Source organism: Arthrobacter sp. Dra40, assembly GCF_059091905.1.
Map to the genome: position 1 here is coordinate 1 of NZ_JBNHHB010000054.1, position 15875 is coordinate 15875.

A 15875-nucleotide genomic window follows, 5' to 3' on the forward strand; every position below is an offset into this window, starting at 1 on the left:
CATCCGCTGCGGTGTAGTCGCGAGTGATGCCCTCCCAGCGGGAATCGGCGGCCCACTCGAGCTCCAGTGCCTTGGCCGCTTCCTCAGCGTTCATCGGTGCCGGCTCAAATGCTGCAGTCATTGCTGTTCTCCTTGGTAGCGGGTCGAACTTCTTCGTGAAACCGACTATTCCGCAGGTCACGACAGGTAATCCACAGAAAATGCTGGAAAGATTTGCACTTCTTCTCGTATTCTCAAGAAATGGCAACTACCAGCTGGCATCGTCCCTCCAAGCACGACGACGGTGCCTCTCCAGAGCCCGAAGTCGACGTCATCAGCCTGGGCCGGCGGGTAAGACATCTGCGCAAGGCCCAGGGCATGACCCTGGACGATCTGGGTGCCGCCGTCAACGCCGCGCCGTCGCAGCTCTCACTGATCGAAAACGGCAAGCGCGAGCCCAAGCTGGGCATGCTGCAGGCACTCGGCAAAGCCCTGGGCGTGGGGATCGACCAGTTGCTCGGGGCCGAGCCGCCCAGCCGCCGGGCAGCGCTGGAGATCGAGCTGGAACGCTACCAGCGCGGGCCGCTGTATGAGTCGCTCGGGCTGCCAAAAGTTCGCGTCAGCTCACGGCTTTCCATGGACGTGCTCGAGTCATTGGTCGGGCTGCAGCACGAGCTGGAGCGCCGGCTGGACGAGCAGGCCGCTACTCCGGAGGAAGCACGCCGCGCCAATACCGAACTGCGGGCGGAAATGCGCGCGCGCAACAACCACTACGAGGACATCGAGGCCCAGGCCCAGGAGCTGCTCAAGGCCGTCGGGTTCAAGGGCGGCCCGCTGTCCCACCACGTGGCCGCGGACATCGCCGAACACCTCGGCTTCAGCCTGCAGTACGTCAGCGATCTGCCGCATTCCACCCGGTCCGTGACGGATTTGAAGAACAGCAGAATTTATCTGACGCAGGGACACCGGTCGGAACATGACCCGCGTTCCGTGCTGCTGCAAGCCGTCGGGCACTACGTCCTTGGGCATCAGACGCCCACTGACTACGCGGACTTCCTCCGCCAGCGCGTCTACACCAACTATTTCGCCGCCGCCCTGCTGATGCCGGAGCACGCCACCGTCGACTTCCTGCAGAAAGCCAAGGCCGCCAAGGAGTTGGCGATCGAGGACCTGCGCGACGCCTTCAGCGTTTCCTACGAGACGGCTGCGCACCGTTTCACCAACCTGGCCACGCATCATCTGGACATCCCGTGCCATTTCCAGAAGGTGCACGTTTCGGGCATCATCCATAAGGCCTACGAAAATGACGGCGTGAATTTCCCGGCCGACCACACGGGCGCCATCGAAGGCCAGCCGGTCTGTCGCAACTGGACGTCACGTGCAGTGTTTGACGTGCCGGACAAGTTCCGTGCCTTTAACCAGTACACGGATACCAAGGCCGGTACTTTCTGGTGCACTGCCATCACCGAGCGGCACTCATCGGGGGAGTACTCGCTGAGCATTGGCATTCCCTATAAGGAAGTGAAGTGGTTCCGCGGCCGAGACACCACCGAACGCTCCGTCTCCAACTGCCCCGACGAATCCTGCTGCCGCCGCCCACCCGCCGACCTCGCCGCGCAGTGGGCCGGCAACGCCTGGCCCAGCGCCCGCGCCAACTCCCACCTCCTCGCAGCCCTCCCGCCCGGCGCCTTCCCTGGAGTCGACGAAACGGAGGTGTACTCGTTCCTGGCGGCGCACTCGGGAATGTAGGGCAAGACCGACTATCACTTCGAACGGAATACGAGTCATCGAGACTGAGCAATCTGTCCATCAGGCGATTTCTTCTGAAGGGCTGAGTATGAATGAAGTCAACATCTCCGGCTCGCAGAGCGTGAATGTCGCTGATGCCCGCTCGTACGTCAACTAGTCCAACACGCTTACCAGTACACAGGTTGAGACGGTGCAAAAAGTCGCTGAAGCGTCCAGAGATCTGCCGCTATTCCGAATACTCGTAGTCGGCGGGTGGAAGCAGATGCACGCTTGAGTTTCTTGAAGTCGAGCTCGTCGAGGCATCTTTCGGATTGGGGCCGAAGTACCTCGAATCTATGCAACGAGTTCGATGTCACTCGACATCTTGCGAGGCATCCTTTTCTTCAGTTGCGTCGTCGCTCCTCCCAGCCCTTTCTTCAAGGGCGTCGCCCACCTTATTCGCAATTGAATTTGCTAGCGGTAGAGGCTCGACGCCAAGAAAAGAGAGGACGCCCGCAACAGTGAGCGCGATGGGCCCAAATCCCAAGATGATCGACACGTATGTCAGGTACACAGCAATCTTGACGGCCCAGACGATGAGTTGTCGGTGCTCAGGGTCGGTGAAGTCAATAAGTTGCTCAAGCTGCTGTATTGACTCGGCTAGTTCGGGCAGTGAGCCGACGAACTCGTCAGCCGCCTCTTCAATTTCCGTTCCAGCCGCATCCTGCCTTAGCCTGCTGGCGTTCTCGATGAACAGGTCAACTCGGGGAATTTCGACCTCGACCCCCGCCAAGCGGTTGATAGACGCGATCATCCCCTTCCAGCGAGCAGCTGTCTGGGGATCAGGCTGTGCCCACCGGACATGGATCCTTGCCCTGGCCGCTTCGATGCTTTGAACAAGTCGGGTGAAATCTTCTGATTGCTTGTTCTGCTCGACGAACGCGCTGATCATGTTGGTCATGCGTTGCTGCATCTCAGGGGTTGCTTGCCATTTGGCCACAATTGCAGCCATTCGCCTGCCAGATAATTCGACATTCGGAACCGATGCCCGAGCGAGGTCCTGTATTTTTTTCGCTGATTCAGCATACGACCTATTTAGGGCAAGCATCATGCGAATAGGCTCAGAGGGATCAGTAATCATGGAAGGATTTTAGCACCGAGGAAGTCGCGGTTGAAGGTGTGGACTACAAAGAACACTTTTTCAAAAAGAGGCTAAATAAACCGGGAGACACCATGAAGATAAAGAATGGGCTGCGCGCAAGATAGTACTAAGCAGCGCCACTGTCATTCGGAACGGGCTCGGGAATCTCAGTGTATAAACGGGAACTTCCAGCCATGGTCGGAGCGTCGACCTGCTTTCAACCGACAGAGGCCGAGGGAAGGTCGATGCTGCGTCGTTGGCCCTTCAACTCGTCAAGACCTTCAAGCACGTTCGAGGTAACGGTCCCGATCTCTAGAGCAGTTACTACAACGCTCGTCGAGTCTAGGACTTTGACCCACCCTTTCCGCGCCAGAACAACCGCGGCTATAAGGCCGGCGCACGCGGCAATAGTTGCGACTACCCAGTCAGTGGCAATGCCTTGCAGGATCACGAGGACGGACAGCACAGCAATAGGAGGGGCGATGCTTAGACGAAACTCCGCTTCCGACCTGTCTCTGTCATAAGTTCCAAACAGCTCAGGGCTCTTTTCCTGCAGCTTCGTAGCGAGCATGGGGATTTCCTCGTCCAACTCACGGCTGAGCGTTTTTGAGAGTTCTCGGAGTCCATCCTTGCGGAGTCGTCGGTTCACCATGTCGTCATTGCCTCGGAGCTCCGTTCGAAGGATTTGGAGATCTTCATCGTTTGGATGAGGGAGGTTGTATTTCTTGTACAGCGTTTGCCAGTCAACGTCCCTCAACTCGACACGAGTGAACGCCTGCCAGAGGAGCTTGACCAATGTTGTTTCCGAGTCGCGCGCTAGGGATCGCCTATATGACACGTTGTCTTTGTGCTTCAGGCGCCTCCAGGCCGAACGACCTTTTTCGTTCATGCTGCGCTGAAGTTGAAACCCATTATCAACAACCAACCGCGTCGCCAGTTTGGCATCGATAGTCAGCAAGATACCAACGACGTACGCCAGGAAGCTAAGGACGGCGAGCACTGCAGCGGACGAAGTGTATCCGCTCAGCCAGTTAATCAAGCCCATGACGCCGGTCGTTTCAGTTTTGTCGGGGATCGGCATATCCAGCAAAAGCCATGCGACGGTTAACCACAGATAGCCAGTGACGAGTGGTGTTCTGAAGTCCCTGAAGCCAGGCAAGAACTGAGTGAGCAATGATCCCCCTACAAGCCGTAACGATGCTTTAGTAGCCTATCCGCATGGAGTTCAGCCGGATGTCCGGGGTGGTTGGCGGATTTTGCCGATCGGGTGCGTCGGCGCGGTGCAGGCGGGCGAGCTGCTGGTAAAGGTCAGGCCCAAGGCGAACGTTGGTCTGGACCGGCTGCTGTTTCTGCTCGACTCCGCTCGGAATCCAAGCTTCGGACCCCACGAAGTGGTAGCAACCGAGGACAAGGACCTGTTCTCGGCACTGGCTGAATCCCTGGTCAGGCTGGGGGAGCGGGCGCAGTCCCGCGGTGCACTGACCGGCTACGTTTATGTCGAGGCTTCGCCGCGGACTGTGCGCGGCCGGATTCGGGTCAGCGATCAAATGACACTCCGGCCCGGTATGCTTCTGCCGCTGGGGGTCTCCTACGACGAGTCCACCATCGAATCCCCAAGAACCGGATCCTGCGCGCCGCGCTGCGTCGGATGCTCCAGCGACGCGCCTATCAGCAGGGATGCGCGGTAGGCTGGCGCATCTGGATCATGGCGAGTCGTTCGCAGGAGCGTAGGCAGAATCTCCTCCGGCAACCGCGATGTGTCCACCGGGAACTCGACGATGTCGACGTCGGAATTGTCACCTTCCATACGCGCACAGGCCCGGCATCTGCATAGAAGAGCCCGGCCTTCGGCACGTTGAGCGCGGTGCAGTAGGCCCGTATCTGGCTGGTACGCATTGGGGTAGCCGGACCACGATGACGCCTTGACATTGCAGGCCGACACTGCTTAAGGAGAGCGCGAGAAGGCAGTTTCATGCCTTCACCCAGTACACGAGACAGCGGCACCTGTACGGCCCGCACTGAACGTCACTCATCTTGGTTTCGTACTACCCCGTGCATTCATGTGGCGGCTGGGCCAGCGTACTAGCAGGAGATGAAAAGTTTAACTGGCAGAATGTAGTCACGTCAGCTGAGCCTAGAGAGGGAGTCATGCAAAAACTTCAGGATGCTGTGGCCAAGGGGCGATGTGTGTTCATCGTTGGCACCGGTTTGTCCATCTCAAGCTCGAGCAACTCAGCGTGCGCCAGCTGGAACGGACTCATCGAGCAAAGCCTGGCCTACATGGAACAGCGCGATATGGCTGCGAAAACTTGGTTTGGAATGATCCGAAGTACATACGATTACGCTGTTGCCAATGATGACACCGAGGCTCTGATCTCAGTTGCAGGATTGGTCCAGCAAAAGATCGTCGAGGCTGGCGGTATGGCTCTTGCTAATTGGCTGCAAGAAACGGTGGGCAAGTTGACGGCTACCGACCAGACGTGGCCTCAGGCACTGGACGAAGTTGGCTGCCCTATACTGACAACCAATTACGATACCTTGATCGAACAGGCAACCAGCCGGCCGTCTACTACCTGGATGGAATCCAACGAAATTCAAGACGTTCTAGTTGGCAATTCGAACAAAATCGGTCATCTGCATGGAATATGGGAAAGACCAGAATCAGTAATTTTTAGTCAGAGCGATTATACGCGATTACTTGCAAGTGATACAGCGCAAGAACTGCAACGAGCAGTGTCAGCTCTTAAGTCCATAATCTATGTGGGGGTTGGAGCGGGTCTTTCTGATCCGAACTTTTCACGCTTGATTCAATGGCATCGAAAAGCATTTAATAATACTAACCTCCAACACTTTAGACTCTGCAAAGAATCTGAACTGCCCGCTTTATTGGCAGCTCATGCATCGGATCATATTGAGCCGGTCTCGTACGGGGAAAACTATGCCGATCTTCTTACATTTCTTGCTAGCATTGCGCCTAGCTCAGATAGGCAAGCCGTTCTCTCACCCCAAGGACTAATTCTAGACCCGGTTCAACTCGCCAAGGATGCATTGGCCGATCAGGTCCGATCACAGACAATCGTCTGCGAAAACACGATTGACCGAGATTCTCGTCGGGTGGATGAGCTTCTAGTGCCACCCGTTCTTTTCCCGATTTCAAGTGACAAGATTCGAACCGCGGAACACATCGCAGAACACAAGAAGGTTAAGCGGTGTGACCCCTATCAGGTCAGCAGGATCGAAGGGGTCACTGTAATCGTCGGCGATGAGAATTCTGGCTTAACAACGACGCTGCAATGGCTGCTGGACCAAGCAGCAGAGATGACGGCCTCCCCTCCCGTGCTGGTCGATTTTAAACAGTTCCACAAGGGCGGGAAGCCTCTGATCGTGCAACTGCGACAGCAAGCTCGCATGCTCAACATTTTGCCTAACGGTGAAAATGACATTACTGATGCAGTTGTCGGAATTGACAATGTTACGCCATACGCCGGCAAACTGTGCGATCAAATGATCGGAGATCTTCTCTCCTTGAATCTCCGTCAGGTCTTCATTGGGTGCCGATCCGAAAATGAAACTGAGTTGGTGGAGCGCCTAAACTCTGCAAAAATAGTTCCTGACGTGCGTTATGTCGGCGCCTTCGGCAAGCAAGATGTCATCAGGTTGGTCAGCCTCGCTACTCCGGTCCGGTCCGAATCCGTAGCTGAACGTGTCTTGGCTGTTCTTTCACAACAGAATCTCCCTCAGACACCTTTCATCGCTTCCCTATTGGCTTCGATTCTCCTGGCAGGAAATTCTGTTTCTGCAAATAGCTCGCACACCAGCCTGTTGGATCAGTACGTGAGCCAGCTCCTCGGTCGGGGGGATGTCGATGAAGACGCCCGATGGTCCGTTGACTCGGGGCTTCGCGAGGCTGTACTGGCAGATTTGGCCATGCTCTACGTCGAAAAGCGGGCGGGCTCATTGGCTGGTTCAGTAGTAATCAGCCGCATCGAGAACTACTTCGAGACGAGAGACATATCTGAGTCAGCTGTGGAACTGTTGGAGTATTTTAAGGCTCAGCGAGTCCTAAGGAGTGACGGGAGGCTCATTCGATTCAGTCATCACAGTTATCTCTATTTGTTTGCGGCAAAGGCTGCTGCGAATGGTGCAGAATTCCGCACGGTAATTCTCGAAGATCCGACTCTTTTTGCGCCAATAATCCGTCATTATGCGTCACTAAGGCGCCAAGAAACGGACTTGCTTCTAAAAATGGAGGAGTATCTAGATCAGTCACAGTATCTGACTGATGGGCGAGCAGCGCTGAAGCGCATTGATCTAATGCACGCGCCAGCTGACCTGGCGGACAGACTAGAGACTCTAGTGATTGGAGACCCCAACGGCGCATCGACTGTTGAAGTTCCTGAGCCAGAGGTTGCTCATGACGACTCAATCGTGCCTTACTCGGAGCCCGAAGCCTTCCCACTAACTATCCCTGAGGATCTTCCTGCTGCCTACCGATATTCAATTGTCTTGGATGTCGTCTCGACAGTTCTGCGGGACTGCGACCAGGTCCCTGATCCAGCGCTTAAGGCAAAAGTACTCATCAAGGTCCTGACCGGGTGGGGTCGGTTCCTCAGCCTCTTTGCGGCTGACCCGGCATTGAATGAAGCGGTGAAGCATGCAGTCGAAACAATGGTTCAGGTGCTTGAGGTGGATGATTCTGATCGTCCTGATTTTATAGAAAAAGCAGTTGAGGTTTTCCCGGCGATTATGACCCTTTCTGGCATTTCAGCGTCCCTGTCTTCACGAAAACTATTGAAGGCTCTCGATAAAGCAATCGATGAACAAGCCTTCGGCAAGGATCCGGACGGGGCAGTCGCTGCTGCTTTTATGCTGCTTGATATACATGAAGCTGGATGGGCGAGCAAGCTGGGTAAGGTCACGGAGGAGTACTCGACACTTGAGGTTATTTCTGGATTTTTTCATTCATTTTGCTCTTATACATACTTTGAAACCAGTCTTTCCTCCGAAGATGAACGTGCTCTGCTCCGCTATATCGCACATTTGTCAGTCTCGAAGTATAAGTTTGAAAGTGATAGCCAGCGAAAGGCCAGTCGCTCTCGTGTGGAGCAAGCCCTTATGCAGAAGAAAGCCCAGAAACGTGCATTGGATTCATCTGCGGCACGTGAAATTGGTTCGGTCGGAGTGGATGCTTAGGCGGTGACTGCGCCTTGAAGGCCATGATCGCCGTAAGGGAGCAGCTTCAGAGAACATGCCGTGCGTAGTCTTCCTTGATCACTTCGAGGTGGAGCCAGGAGTCGGTGCGGCTGACGGCGGGGAGGTTGCGGATTTCTTCGAGCTGGGCGAGGAGGTCGCGGGGGGACTGGGCGGCGAGGGTGGCGATGGCGTCGAAGCGACCGACGGTTTGGGCGACGAACTCCACGTGGGATGAGCTGCGTAGGAGTTCCAGGACGGCGTCGTTGTCGCCGGAGAGGTTCAGGCCGACGCCCATGGAGAGCTGACGGCCGCCGGCGCCCCGGGATTCCACGGCGCTGATCCGGATGATCCTGGCGTCCAGCAGCCGCTGTATCCGTGAGCGGACGGCGGTGGGTGTGAGCCCCACGGCTGCGGCGAGGTCCCGGTAGCTGGTCCGGCCGTCCTGCTGCAGGATCTCGATGAGCTGGGTGTCCACGTGGTCGATGGCGACCTCGCCGGCGTATTGCGAGATGAAGAAGCCTTTGACCACACGCGTGTAGACGAGCGTGTCGATGTAGGCGACGTTTGGATGTTCGCGGAGTTGGGTGAGCACGGCGTGCAGTTCGTCGTGCGTGGCGACGCGGATCTCGGCGATCAGGTCATGGGTGCCGCCCACCGCGGAGACCAGCACCGCTTCCGGCCATTCGGCCAGCCGCTTGGCGATCTCGCGCACCGGCCCGGACGCGACCACCGAGACGTGCGCGATCACGTGCTGGCCGAGGAACGCCGGGTCCACGGCGGCCACCACCCGGACGGTGTGGCTGTCCAGCAGCTCCCGCAGCCGGGCGGAGACCGCGGCTCGCGGCAGGTCGAGCTCGCGCGCCAGGTCCTGGTAGCTGGCCCGGCCTTCCTGTTGCAGGGCACGGACCAGTTTTGTGTCGATCGTTTCGGTGGAATCCGCCAAAGTTTCCTTAACCTCCCAAGTGAGCACCGCCGTCGTCAATTATCCAGTGATTCGGGCCACAATCAAGCACTTCCGGAAAATGTTGCGCTGGAACCGGCACGAAAGTGAATTTGGGGGTCCGTAACGCAAAGTTTCTGCTCTTGTCCCAGTGTGATTCAGGCCCTAAGGTCGCATAGATCACAACGGCACTCATGCCCACACCTTAAGGTGGAAGACCATGTCACACACGTCAGCAGCCCGGCCGCAGTTCAGCCACGCCCGGGCCCGCCGCGCCGGATTTGCGGCCTTCGTCGGCACCGCCATTGAGTGGTACGACTTCTACATCTACGCCACGGCCGCGGCCTTGGTGTTCGGCCCGCTGTTCTTCCCGGAGGCGGACCGGATGACCGGCATCGCCGCCGCGTTCGCCACCTACGCGGTCGGGTTCTTCATGCGCCCGCTGGGCGGCATCATCTTCGGGCACATCGGCGACAAGTTCGGCCGGCGCCCGTCGCTGGTGATCACGCTGGTGATCATGGGCCTGTCCACCGTGTTTGTGGGCCTGCTGCCCACCCACGAGAACATCGGTTCCTTGGCCGCCGTCCTGCTGGTGCTGCTGCGGGCCCTGCAGGGCCTGGCCGTCGGCGGCGAGTGGGGCGGCGCCGTGCTGATGGCGGTGGAGCACGCGCCGGAGAAACACAAGACGTTCTACGGCGGCTTCGCACAGCTGGGCAACCCGGCCGGCGCGCTGGGCGCCACGCTGATCTTCGGCTTCCTGTCCGCGCAGGGCGAGACGTTCCTGCTGGACGGCGGCTGGCGCATCCCGTTCCTGCTCTCCGTGCTGCTGATCGGCGTGGGCTTCTGGGTCCGCTACCGGGTGGAGGAATCCCCGGTGTTCGAAGAGAAGGTCGAAGGCAAGGTCCAGACCCTGCCGCTGAAGCACGCGCTGGTCACCAACTGGAAGCCGATCCTGATCGGCATCGGCCTGCTGCCCATCTCCACCGGCGGCTACTACCTGGCCACCTCGTTCGCCACCGCGTACGGCACCGACCCGGCGGTGGGCCTGGACGAAACGATGATCCTCAACGCGCTGTCCGTTGCCGCCCTGGTGGAACTTATCTCCACGCTGGGCGTCGCCTGGCTGGGCGATAGGTGGGGCCGCAAGCGGGTCATGTTCTTCGGCTTGGTCGGCTCGATCGTGCTGATCGTCCCGCAGTTCCTGCTGATGTCCACCGGACCGGAATGGCTGATCTTCCTGGCCTTCGCCGCGATGCGCCTGGTCATGACAGCCACCTACGCGCCGACCGCCACCATCCTGTCCCAGCTCTTCCGCGCACAGGCCCGCTACACCAGCATCTCGCTGGCCTACGGGATGGCCAACGCCGTCTGGGCCGCCCTGGCCCCGCTGACCGCCACCTTCCTGTTCGGCGCCACCGGCAGCGTCTGGCCAGTGCTGGGCATGTTCGGCGCCATGGGTGTGCTGAGCATCGTCTGCCTGGCGATGGCCCCGCAGCACCGCGACGAGGACGAATACGACGACGCAGCGGCCGACGCCGACGCCGCACGCACCAACAACAACACCAACCTGGAGGCCTTCCGGTGAGGAAACTCAAGACTTTCGACGCTCCCGCAACCAGCTTCATCCCGCAGCTGATCACGGCCGCAACCATCCACACCATGGATGAGGAGCGCCCGACGGCGGAGGCCATGCTGGTGCACGACGGCCGGCTGCTCGCCGTGGGCAGCGAGGCACAGTGCCGCGCCGCCGCCGTCGGCCTGGGGCTGCCCGAGCCGAAGGAACACAACGTTGGCGGGGCCACGATTGTGCCGGGCTTCATCGATGCGCACGCGCACCCGCTAATGTACGGACAGCTGAAGACCTGGGTGGACTGCGGGCCGGAACGTGCCGGCAGCATCCCGGAAATCGTGGCGCTGCTGAAGGAACGGGCGGCCGAGACACCCAACGGGCTGCCGGTGCGCGGCTTCGGCTACGAGCACACCAACCTGGTGGAGGGCCGCCACCCCACCCGGCAGGAGCTGGACGAGGTCGCGACCGACCGCGAGGTCTACCTGATGAACGCCTCCGGCCACGGCGGCGTGGTGAACTCCTACACCTTTGAACTGCACTGCGTCACCCGAGACACCCCCAACCCGGCCGGCGGCGAATTCTTCCGAGACGCGTCCGGCGAACTGACCGGCGAGCTCTCCGACGCGGCCTGCAACATCCTGACCGGGCTGGAGGGCGTGAAGATCGGCCACCATGGCCCGAACTTCCACCTGGCCGACGCCCCCGAGGAGCACCTGCGCCAGCTGCGGATTGCGCAGGAGAACTTCCTGGCCGGCGGCGTCACCACCATCGGCGACGCGCAGGTGTCCCGGCGCGAGTTCGACATGTACCTGCGAATGGCCGAGGAAAACCAGCTCAAGGTCCGGGTCAGCATGTACCTGCTCTCGCACCTGCTGGACGAGGCCGCGGAGATGGGCCTTCACGGCCAGTTCGGCAACGCGCGGCTCAGCTTCGCCGGCTTCAAGTTCTACGCCGACGGCACGCTGGGCGGCTGGACCGCGTACTTCCCGGACGGCTATGTGGGCGACCCCTGCCGCACCGGGCAGCTCTACCACGACCCGGCGGACTACGCCGCGCTGATCTCCAAGGCGCACCGGCTGGGCCTGCAGACCGCCACCCACGCGCAGTCCCCGACGGCCCTGGAGATGGTCATCACCGCCATCGAGGCCGCGCAGGCGGAACGTCCCGACACCGATGCGCGGCACCGGATCGAACACTGCGGGCTGCCCACGCTGGAGCAGATCGACCGGATGGCCGCCGCCGGCATCCACCCGGTGAACCAGCCGCAGCACTACTACAACTGGGGCGAGGGCGTGAAGGAAGCCGTCGGCACTCCGGGCGAGCGGTTCAACCCGCTGGGCGAGTTCGTGGCGGCCGGCGTGCCCGTGACCATCAGCTCCGATGCCCCCGTGGCCGAGCCCAAGCCGCTGGAAGCCATCCAGGCCGCCACCAACCGCATCACCCGCTCCGGCGTCAAGCTCGGTTCGGACTCGCTGCTCATCACGGCGCACCAGGCGCTGGCGGCACACACCATCAACGCCGCCCACACCCTGGGCCGCGAGGACGACCTCGGGTCGCTGACCGCGGGCAAGCGGGCCGACTTTGTGGTCCTCGCCGGCGACCCGTTGGCCGTCGAGGCCGCCGAGATCGCCGACATCCAGGTCCTGGAAACCTGGGTGGACGGCATCCAGCGCTTCACGGCCGACCGCCCTGCACGACTCAACGCGGAGGTCCAGCATGTCTGAGCACACCCCGGCGGCCACCCCCACCGTTACGCTGCCCGATGGAGTCGTCGCCGAGAACACCGGCCTGGCCGTCATGACCGTCCTGCGGAACTACGGCATCGACACCATCTTCGGCATCCCCGGGACGCACAACCTGGAGTTCTACCGCCACCTGGCACCGCTGGGCATCCGCCCGGTGACCACCCGTCACGAACAGGGTGCCGGCTACGCCGCCGACGGCTGGGCACAGCAGACCGGCCTGCCCGGCGTCGTCATTACGACGTCGGGGCCCGGCCTGCTCAATGCGCTCTCCGCCGCGGGCACCGCCTACTGCGAGTCCCGGCCGCTGATCATCCTCTCGCCGGGCGTGCCCGAAGGCGAAGAGTTCGCCGACATCGGCTCGCTGCACGAGACCAAGGACGCCACGGCCGCCGTCGGCGCGATCGTCGAGTGGTCGCGCCGGGTCACCTCCGCCACCGAGGCGGTGCAGGGCATCCACGACGCCTTCGAACTCTTCCGCTACGGGCGCCCGCGGCCGGTGCACATCGAAGTACCGCTCAACGTGCTCGAGGGTCCCTCGGACGCACCGGCGGATCTGCTGCAGGCTGCGCCGCGGCGTGAGCCGGCGGGCGCGTCCGCCCAGGCCATCCGACACGCCGCCCAGCTGCTCGCCGAATCGCGCCGGCCGGTGCTGCTCGCCGGCGGCGGTTCACTGCGCGCCGGCAGCAACCTGCTGCAGCTGGCCGAAGCGCTGGACGCCCCGGTGATCACCACGCTCAACGGCAAGGGCGCTATCCCGGAGTCGCATCCGCTGGCGCTGGGCTCGGACATCCGGCTGTCCGCCGCGCAACAGCTCTGCGAGGAAGCCGATGTGCTGCTGGTCATCGGTTCCAAGGTGGGCGACGCTGAGCTTTGGTTCAACCGGCTGCACCCGAGCGGCACGGTGATCCGCGTGGACATCCTGGCCGGGCAGATGGCCAAGAACATCGCGGCCGACGTTCCGCTGGTTGGTGACAGCGCCGCCGTCGTGCCCCAACTGCTCGCCGCACTGCAGGAAAACAACGACGGCGGTATCAGGCGTCCGGTGGTCGACCAAGCGAGCGCCAGCGAGCGCGTGGAGACCCACGGGCGTCGAGACCGCGGCGCCGACCGCGCGGCCCGGCTGCGCCCGGTGCTGCGCGACGCCGCCCGTGCGCTGTCCCCGGAGTTCGCCGCGCTGGCCGAGCAGGTGGCGGCCGCCGTGCCGCCGTCGACCATCATCGGCGGCGACTCCTCCCAGGCCACGTACCTGGGCACGGCCAGCTTTGTGCCGCAGGACCAGCCGCACTCGCTGCTCTACACCCCGGCCTATGCCACGCTCGGCTACGGACTGCCGGCTTCCATCGGCGCCCGCATCGCTGCGCCGGACCGCCCGGTGGTCTGCGTGGTGGGCGACGGCGCCTTGATGTTCGCGGTGCAGGAACTGGTGACCGCTGTCGAACAGCGCCTGGATCTGGTGGTGGTGTGCGCGGACAACGGCGGCTACGGCGAGATCCGCCAGAACGAGCTGGATCGCGGCATCGAGCCGGTGGGCGTGGAACTCGTGCAGCCAGACTGGGCCGCCCTGGCCACTGCCTTCGGCGGTACCGGACGGCGGATCCACGACGCCGCCGAACTCGCCCCGGCCATCCGCCAAGCCCTGGCCGACGGCGGAGTGCAACTCATCCACGTGCCCGCGCAGCTTTTCGCCCAGGCGGACCAGGCATGACCGCTTCCCCGCGCGTCCTCATTACCGACGCCGAGGACCTGGACTACTCCATTGCCCTGGAACTGCTGGCCGAGGCCGGTATCGAGGCGCGCTACCTGAACACTCGGGACCGCGCCGCCATTCTCGACGCCGCGGCGGGGTGCGAGGGAATCATCCTCGGCTATGCCACCCTGGACGCCGAGATGATCGCCGCCATGCCGAACCTGCGGGCCGTGGCCACCATGTCGGCGGGCTTCGACATGGTCGACCTAGAGGCGGCGGCCGCCCGGAACATCACGGTCTGCAACGTGCCCTCGGTGGCCACCCGCGATGTAGCCACGCACGCCTTCGCCGGCATGCTCTCGCTCATCCGCGAGCTCCCGCGCTCCCAGGCTGCCACCCGACGCGGAGACTGGACGGGGGAGGGGATCCCGGTGCCGCCGCGGATCAGCGAGCTGACCCTGGGACTCGTCGGGTTCGGGCGCATCGCCCAGTACCTGGCCGGCCTGGCCGCCCCGGTCTTCGGGTCCGTCATCGCCTACGACCCCTTCGTGCCCGACGAAGCCTGGCCGGCGGACGTGCGCCGCGGCGAACTCGCCGAGGTTCTGGCGGCGTCGAAGGTAGTCAGCCTGCACACACCGCTCACCGAGGAAACCCGGAACCTGCTCGACGCCGACAACCTCGCCGTCCTGCCGGCGGGCAGCTACGTGGTGAACGTGTCGCGCGGAGCCCTCGTGGACGAACTCGCGCTGCGCGCAGCCCTGGACTCCGGCCACATCGCCGGGGCCATGCTGGACGTCCTGGCGGAGGAACCGGCTCCGGCCGACCACCCGCTGGTCACTCACCCCTCGGCCATCGTCACGCCGCACGCCGCCTACCGCAGCAACGTCTCGCTGCGCGAATACGTCGCGCTGCCGGCCCGGAACATCATCGCCTGCCTGCAAGGCCGGCAACCCGAGACCCCGATCGCCGCCGCATCCCCGTCCCTCGCCCCGGCGGCCTGGTAGCGAGAGGTTCCGTCATTTGCACGCTCCACCCGCCGGTTGAAGGAGTCGCTGGTCGCCGCGGTCATTGATTCCTCCCGCGCGGTGTTCGAGGCGGCCCGCGCCTTCGGGGTCTCGTGGTGGCTGGTTCAGGGAGCGATCAATTCAGCGGCGACGACGTTGCCGGATGTGAACCATCTCAGGCCGCGGTACCTGGGCATCGTCGAACACCGCTTCCGGTCAGTTCGCTATTTCCAGTCAACGCCAGCCAAATTTTGACCCCTTTTTGCTGATTGCCACACGACCAAAAACTAAAAAGTACCAATGGGGGTCAATTTTCGGCTTCTTCTGGCCCGTGTCTGGTAGGAATAGCTCCTGAGGCTGATGACCTCGGCGTGGTGAACGAGCCGGTCGATCATCGCGGCCGGGAACGTGTCGTCGGCGAAGACTTTGCCCCACCGCCCGAACGGCAAATTGCTGCTCAGAATCAGCGATGAGTGTTCATACCGGGACGAGACCGGTTGGAAGAACAAGTTCGCGGCCTCGGCTTCGAACGGGGCGTAGCCGACTTCATCGACGATAAGGACGGGACACCGGCGCAGCTTGCGCAGTTCGGCCTGCAGCCGGCCCTTCGTTGTGAGCGGCCTGCAACCGGTTCACCCATTCCGTGGTCGAGGCGAACAGCACGCGGTGCCCCGATCGTGCTGCGCGGATGCCCAGCCCAATGGCCAGATGCTTGCCTGATCCGGGTGGCGCGCCGGCAGCGAGATCCTCTCGATGCTGAAAAGGCGGAGGACGCGGTGAAGTGACTCGTCATGGGGGAATGGCTGCAACGGATAGCCGCACCACCGGCATTTTTTGCGGACTGGGCAGATGCGCATTCGAATCTTGCATTGGTATGGGGATCCCTGG

The 15875-nt window shown here is 61.9% G+C and carries 11 protein-coding genes and 1 pseudogene; 8 read left to right on the plus strand and 4 right to left on the minus strand.

What is annotated here, in order from left to right; all coding sequences use genetic code 11:
- Nucleotides 1-213: 213 nt before the first annotated feature.
- On the plus strand, nucleotides 214-1728 hold the full coding sequence (locus AC5RWT_RS19395; RefSeq protein WP_494081590.1) for a helix-turn-helix domain-containing protein: 1515 nt from the start codon (nucleotides 214-216) through the stop codon (nucleotides 1726-1728).
- 352 nt (nucleotides 1729-2080) lie between these two features.
- Here the strand turns inward: AC5RWT_RS19395 and AC5RWT_RS19400 are convergent, their stop codons facing one another.
- Both AC5RWT_RS19400 and AC5RWT_RS19405 read right to left on the minus strand, forming a co-directional pair.
- Nucleotides 2081-2848, minus strand: a complete 768-nt coding sequence (locus AC5RWT_RS19400) for a hypothetical protein (RefSeq protein ID WP_494081591.1) — start codon at nucleotides 2846-2848, stop codon at nucleotides 2081-2083.
- Nucleotides 2849-3065: 217 nt separating this feature from the next.
- Nucleotides 3066-4022: a hypothetical protein gene (locus AC5RWT_RS19405; RefSeq protein WP_494081592.1), complete on the minus strand. Its 957-nt coding sequence runs from the start codon at nucleotides 4020-4022 to the stop codon at nucleotides 3066-3068.
- Between AC5RWT_RS19405 and AC5RWT_RS19410 the strand changes: the two genes are divergently transcribed.
- Together AC5RWT_RS19410 and AC5RWT_RS19415 are read left to right on the plus strand one after the other, a co-directional pair.
- Complete coding sequence (locus AC5RWT_RS19410; protein ID WP_494081593.1) at nucleotides 4015-4536, plus strand: 5-methylcytosine restriction system specificity protein McrC; 522 nt, start codon at nucleotides 4015-4017, stop codon at nucleotides 4534-4536. The two genes, AC5RWT_RS19405 and AC5RWT_RS19410, sit on opposite strands and share 8 nt — an antisense overlap.
- Before the next feature lie 592 nt (nucleotides 4537-5128).
- Complete coding sequence (locus AC5RWT_RS19415; RefSeq protein WP_494081594.1) at nucleotides 5129-8041, plus strand: SIR2 family protein; 2913 nt, start codon at nucleotides 5129-5131, stop codon at nucleotides 8039-8041.
- Nucleotides 8042-8087: 46 nt separating this feature from the next.
- On the opposite strand, the gene AC5RWT_RS19420 is transcribed toward AC5RWT_RS19415, so the two are convergent.
- Nucleotides 8088-8984 carry an Lrp/AsnC family transcriptional regulator gene (locus AC5RWT_RS19420; RefSeq protein ID WP_494081595.1) on the minus strand — a complete coding sequence of 299 codons (897 nt, stop codon included), beginning with the start codon at nucleotides 8982-8984 and terminating at the stop codon, nucleotides 8088-8090.
- A gap of 217 nt (nucleotides 8985-9201) precedes the next feature.
- Here AC5RWT_RS19420 and AC5RWT_RS19425 point away from each other — a divergent pair, with 217 nt between their 5' ends.
- Genes AC5RWT_RS19425 through AC5RWT_RS19445 form a run of 5 tightly spaced genes read left to right on the plus strand, consistent with a single transcriptional unit; the run spans nucleotide 9202 to nucleotide 15242 of the window.
- Nucleotides 9202-10566, plus strand: a complete 1365-nt coding sequence (locus AC5RWT_RS19425; protein WP_494081596.1) for an MFS transporter — start codon at nucleotides 9202-9204, stop codon at nucleotides 10564-10566.
- Nucleotides 10563-12275 carry an amidohydrolase gene (locus AC5RWT_RS19430; RefSeq protein ID WP_494081597.1) on the plus strand — a complete coding sequence of 571 codons (1713 nt, stop codon included), beginning with the start codon at nucleotides 10563-10565 and terminating at the stop codon, nucleotides 12273-12275. Before AC5RWT_RS19425 ends, AC5RWT_RS19430 begins: the two co-directional genes overlap by 4 nt.
- Complete coding sequence (locus AC5RWT_RS19435) at nucleotides 12268-14001, plus strand: thiamine pyrophosphate-binding protein (RefSeq protein ID WP_494081598.1); 1734 nt, start codon at nucleotides 12268-12270, stop codon at nucleotides 13999-14001. The genes AC5RWT_RS19430 and AC5RWT_RS19435 overlap by 8 nt, the downstream gene beginning before the upstream one ends.
- Nucleotides 13998-14987 (plus strand): C-terminal binding protein, encoded by a 990-nt coding sequence (locus AC5RWT_RS19440; protein ID WP_494081599.1) that lies wholly within the window; start codon nucleotides 13998-14000, stop codon nucleotides 14985-14987. The genes AC5RWT_RS19435 and AC5RWT_RS19440 overlap by 4 nt, the downstream gene beginning before the upstream one ends.
- A 36-nt stretch (nucleotides 14988-15023) precedes the next feature.
- Complete coding sequence (locus AC5RWT_RS19445) at nucleotides 15024-15242, plus strand: hypothetical protein (protein WP_494081600.1); 219 nt, start codon at nucleotides 15024-15026, stop codon at nucleotides 15240-15242.
- Between the two features lie 32 nt (nucleotides 15243-15274).
- Here AC5RWT_RS19445 and AC5RWT_RS19450 read toward each other — a convergent pair.
- Nucleotides 15275-15716, minus strand: a pseudogene (locus tag AC5RWT_RS19450) (ATP-binding protein); the annotation flags it as partial.
- Nucleotides 15717-15875 lie beyond the last annotated feature (159 nt).

Coding starts and splice junctions, on each gene's coding strand:
- AC5RWT_RS19435 (WP_494081598.1), top strand. CDS start 12,268: ATGTCTGAGCACACCCCGGCGGCCACCCCCACCGTTACGCTGCCCGAT.
- AC5RWT_RS19425 (WP_494081596.1), top strand. CDS start 9,202: ATGTCACACACGTCAGCAGCCCGGCCGCAGTTCAGCCACGCCCGGGCC.
- AC5RWT_RS19415 (WP_494081594.1), top strand. CDS start 5,129: ATGGAACAGCGCGATATGGCTGCGAAAACTTGGTTTGGAATGATCCGA.
- AC5RWT_RS19400 (WP_494081591.1), bottom strand. CDS start 2,848: ATGATTACTGATCCCTCTGAGCCTATTCGCATGATGCTTGCCCTAAAT.
- AC5RWT_RS19440 (WP_494081599.1), top strand. CDS start 13,998: ATGACCGCTTCCCCGCGCGTCCTCATTACCGACGCCGAGGACCTGGAC.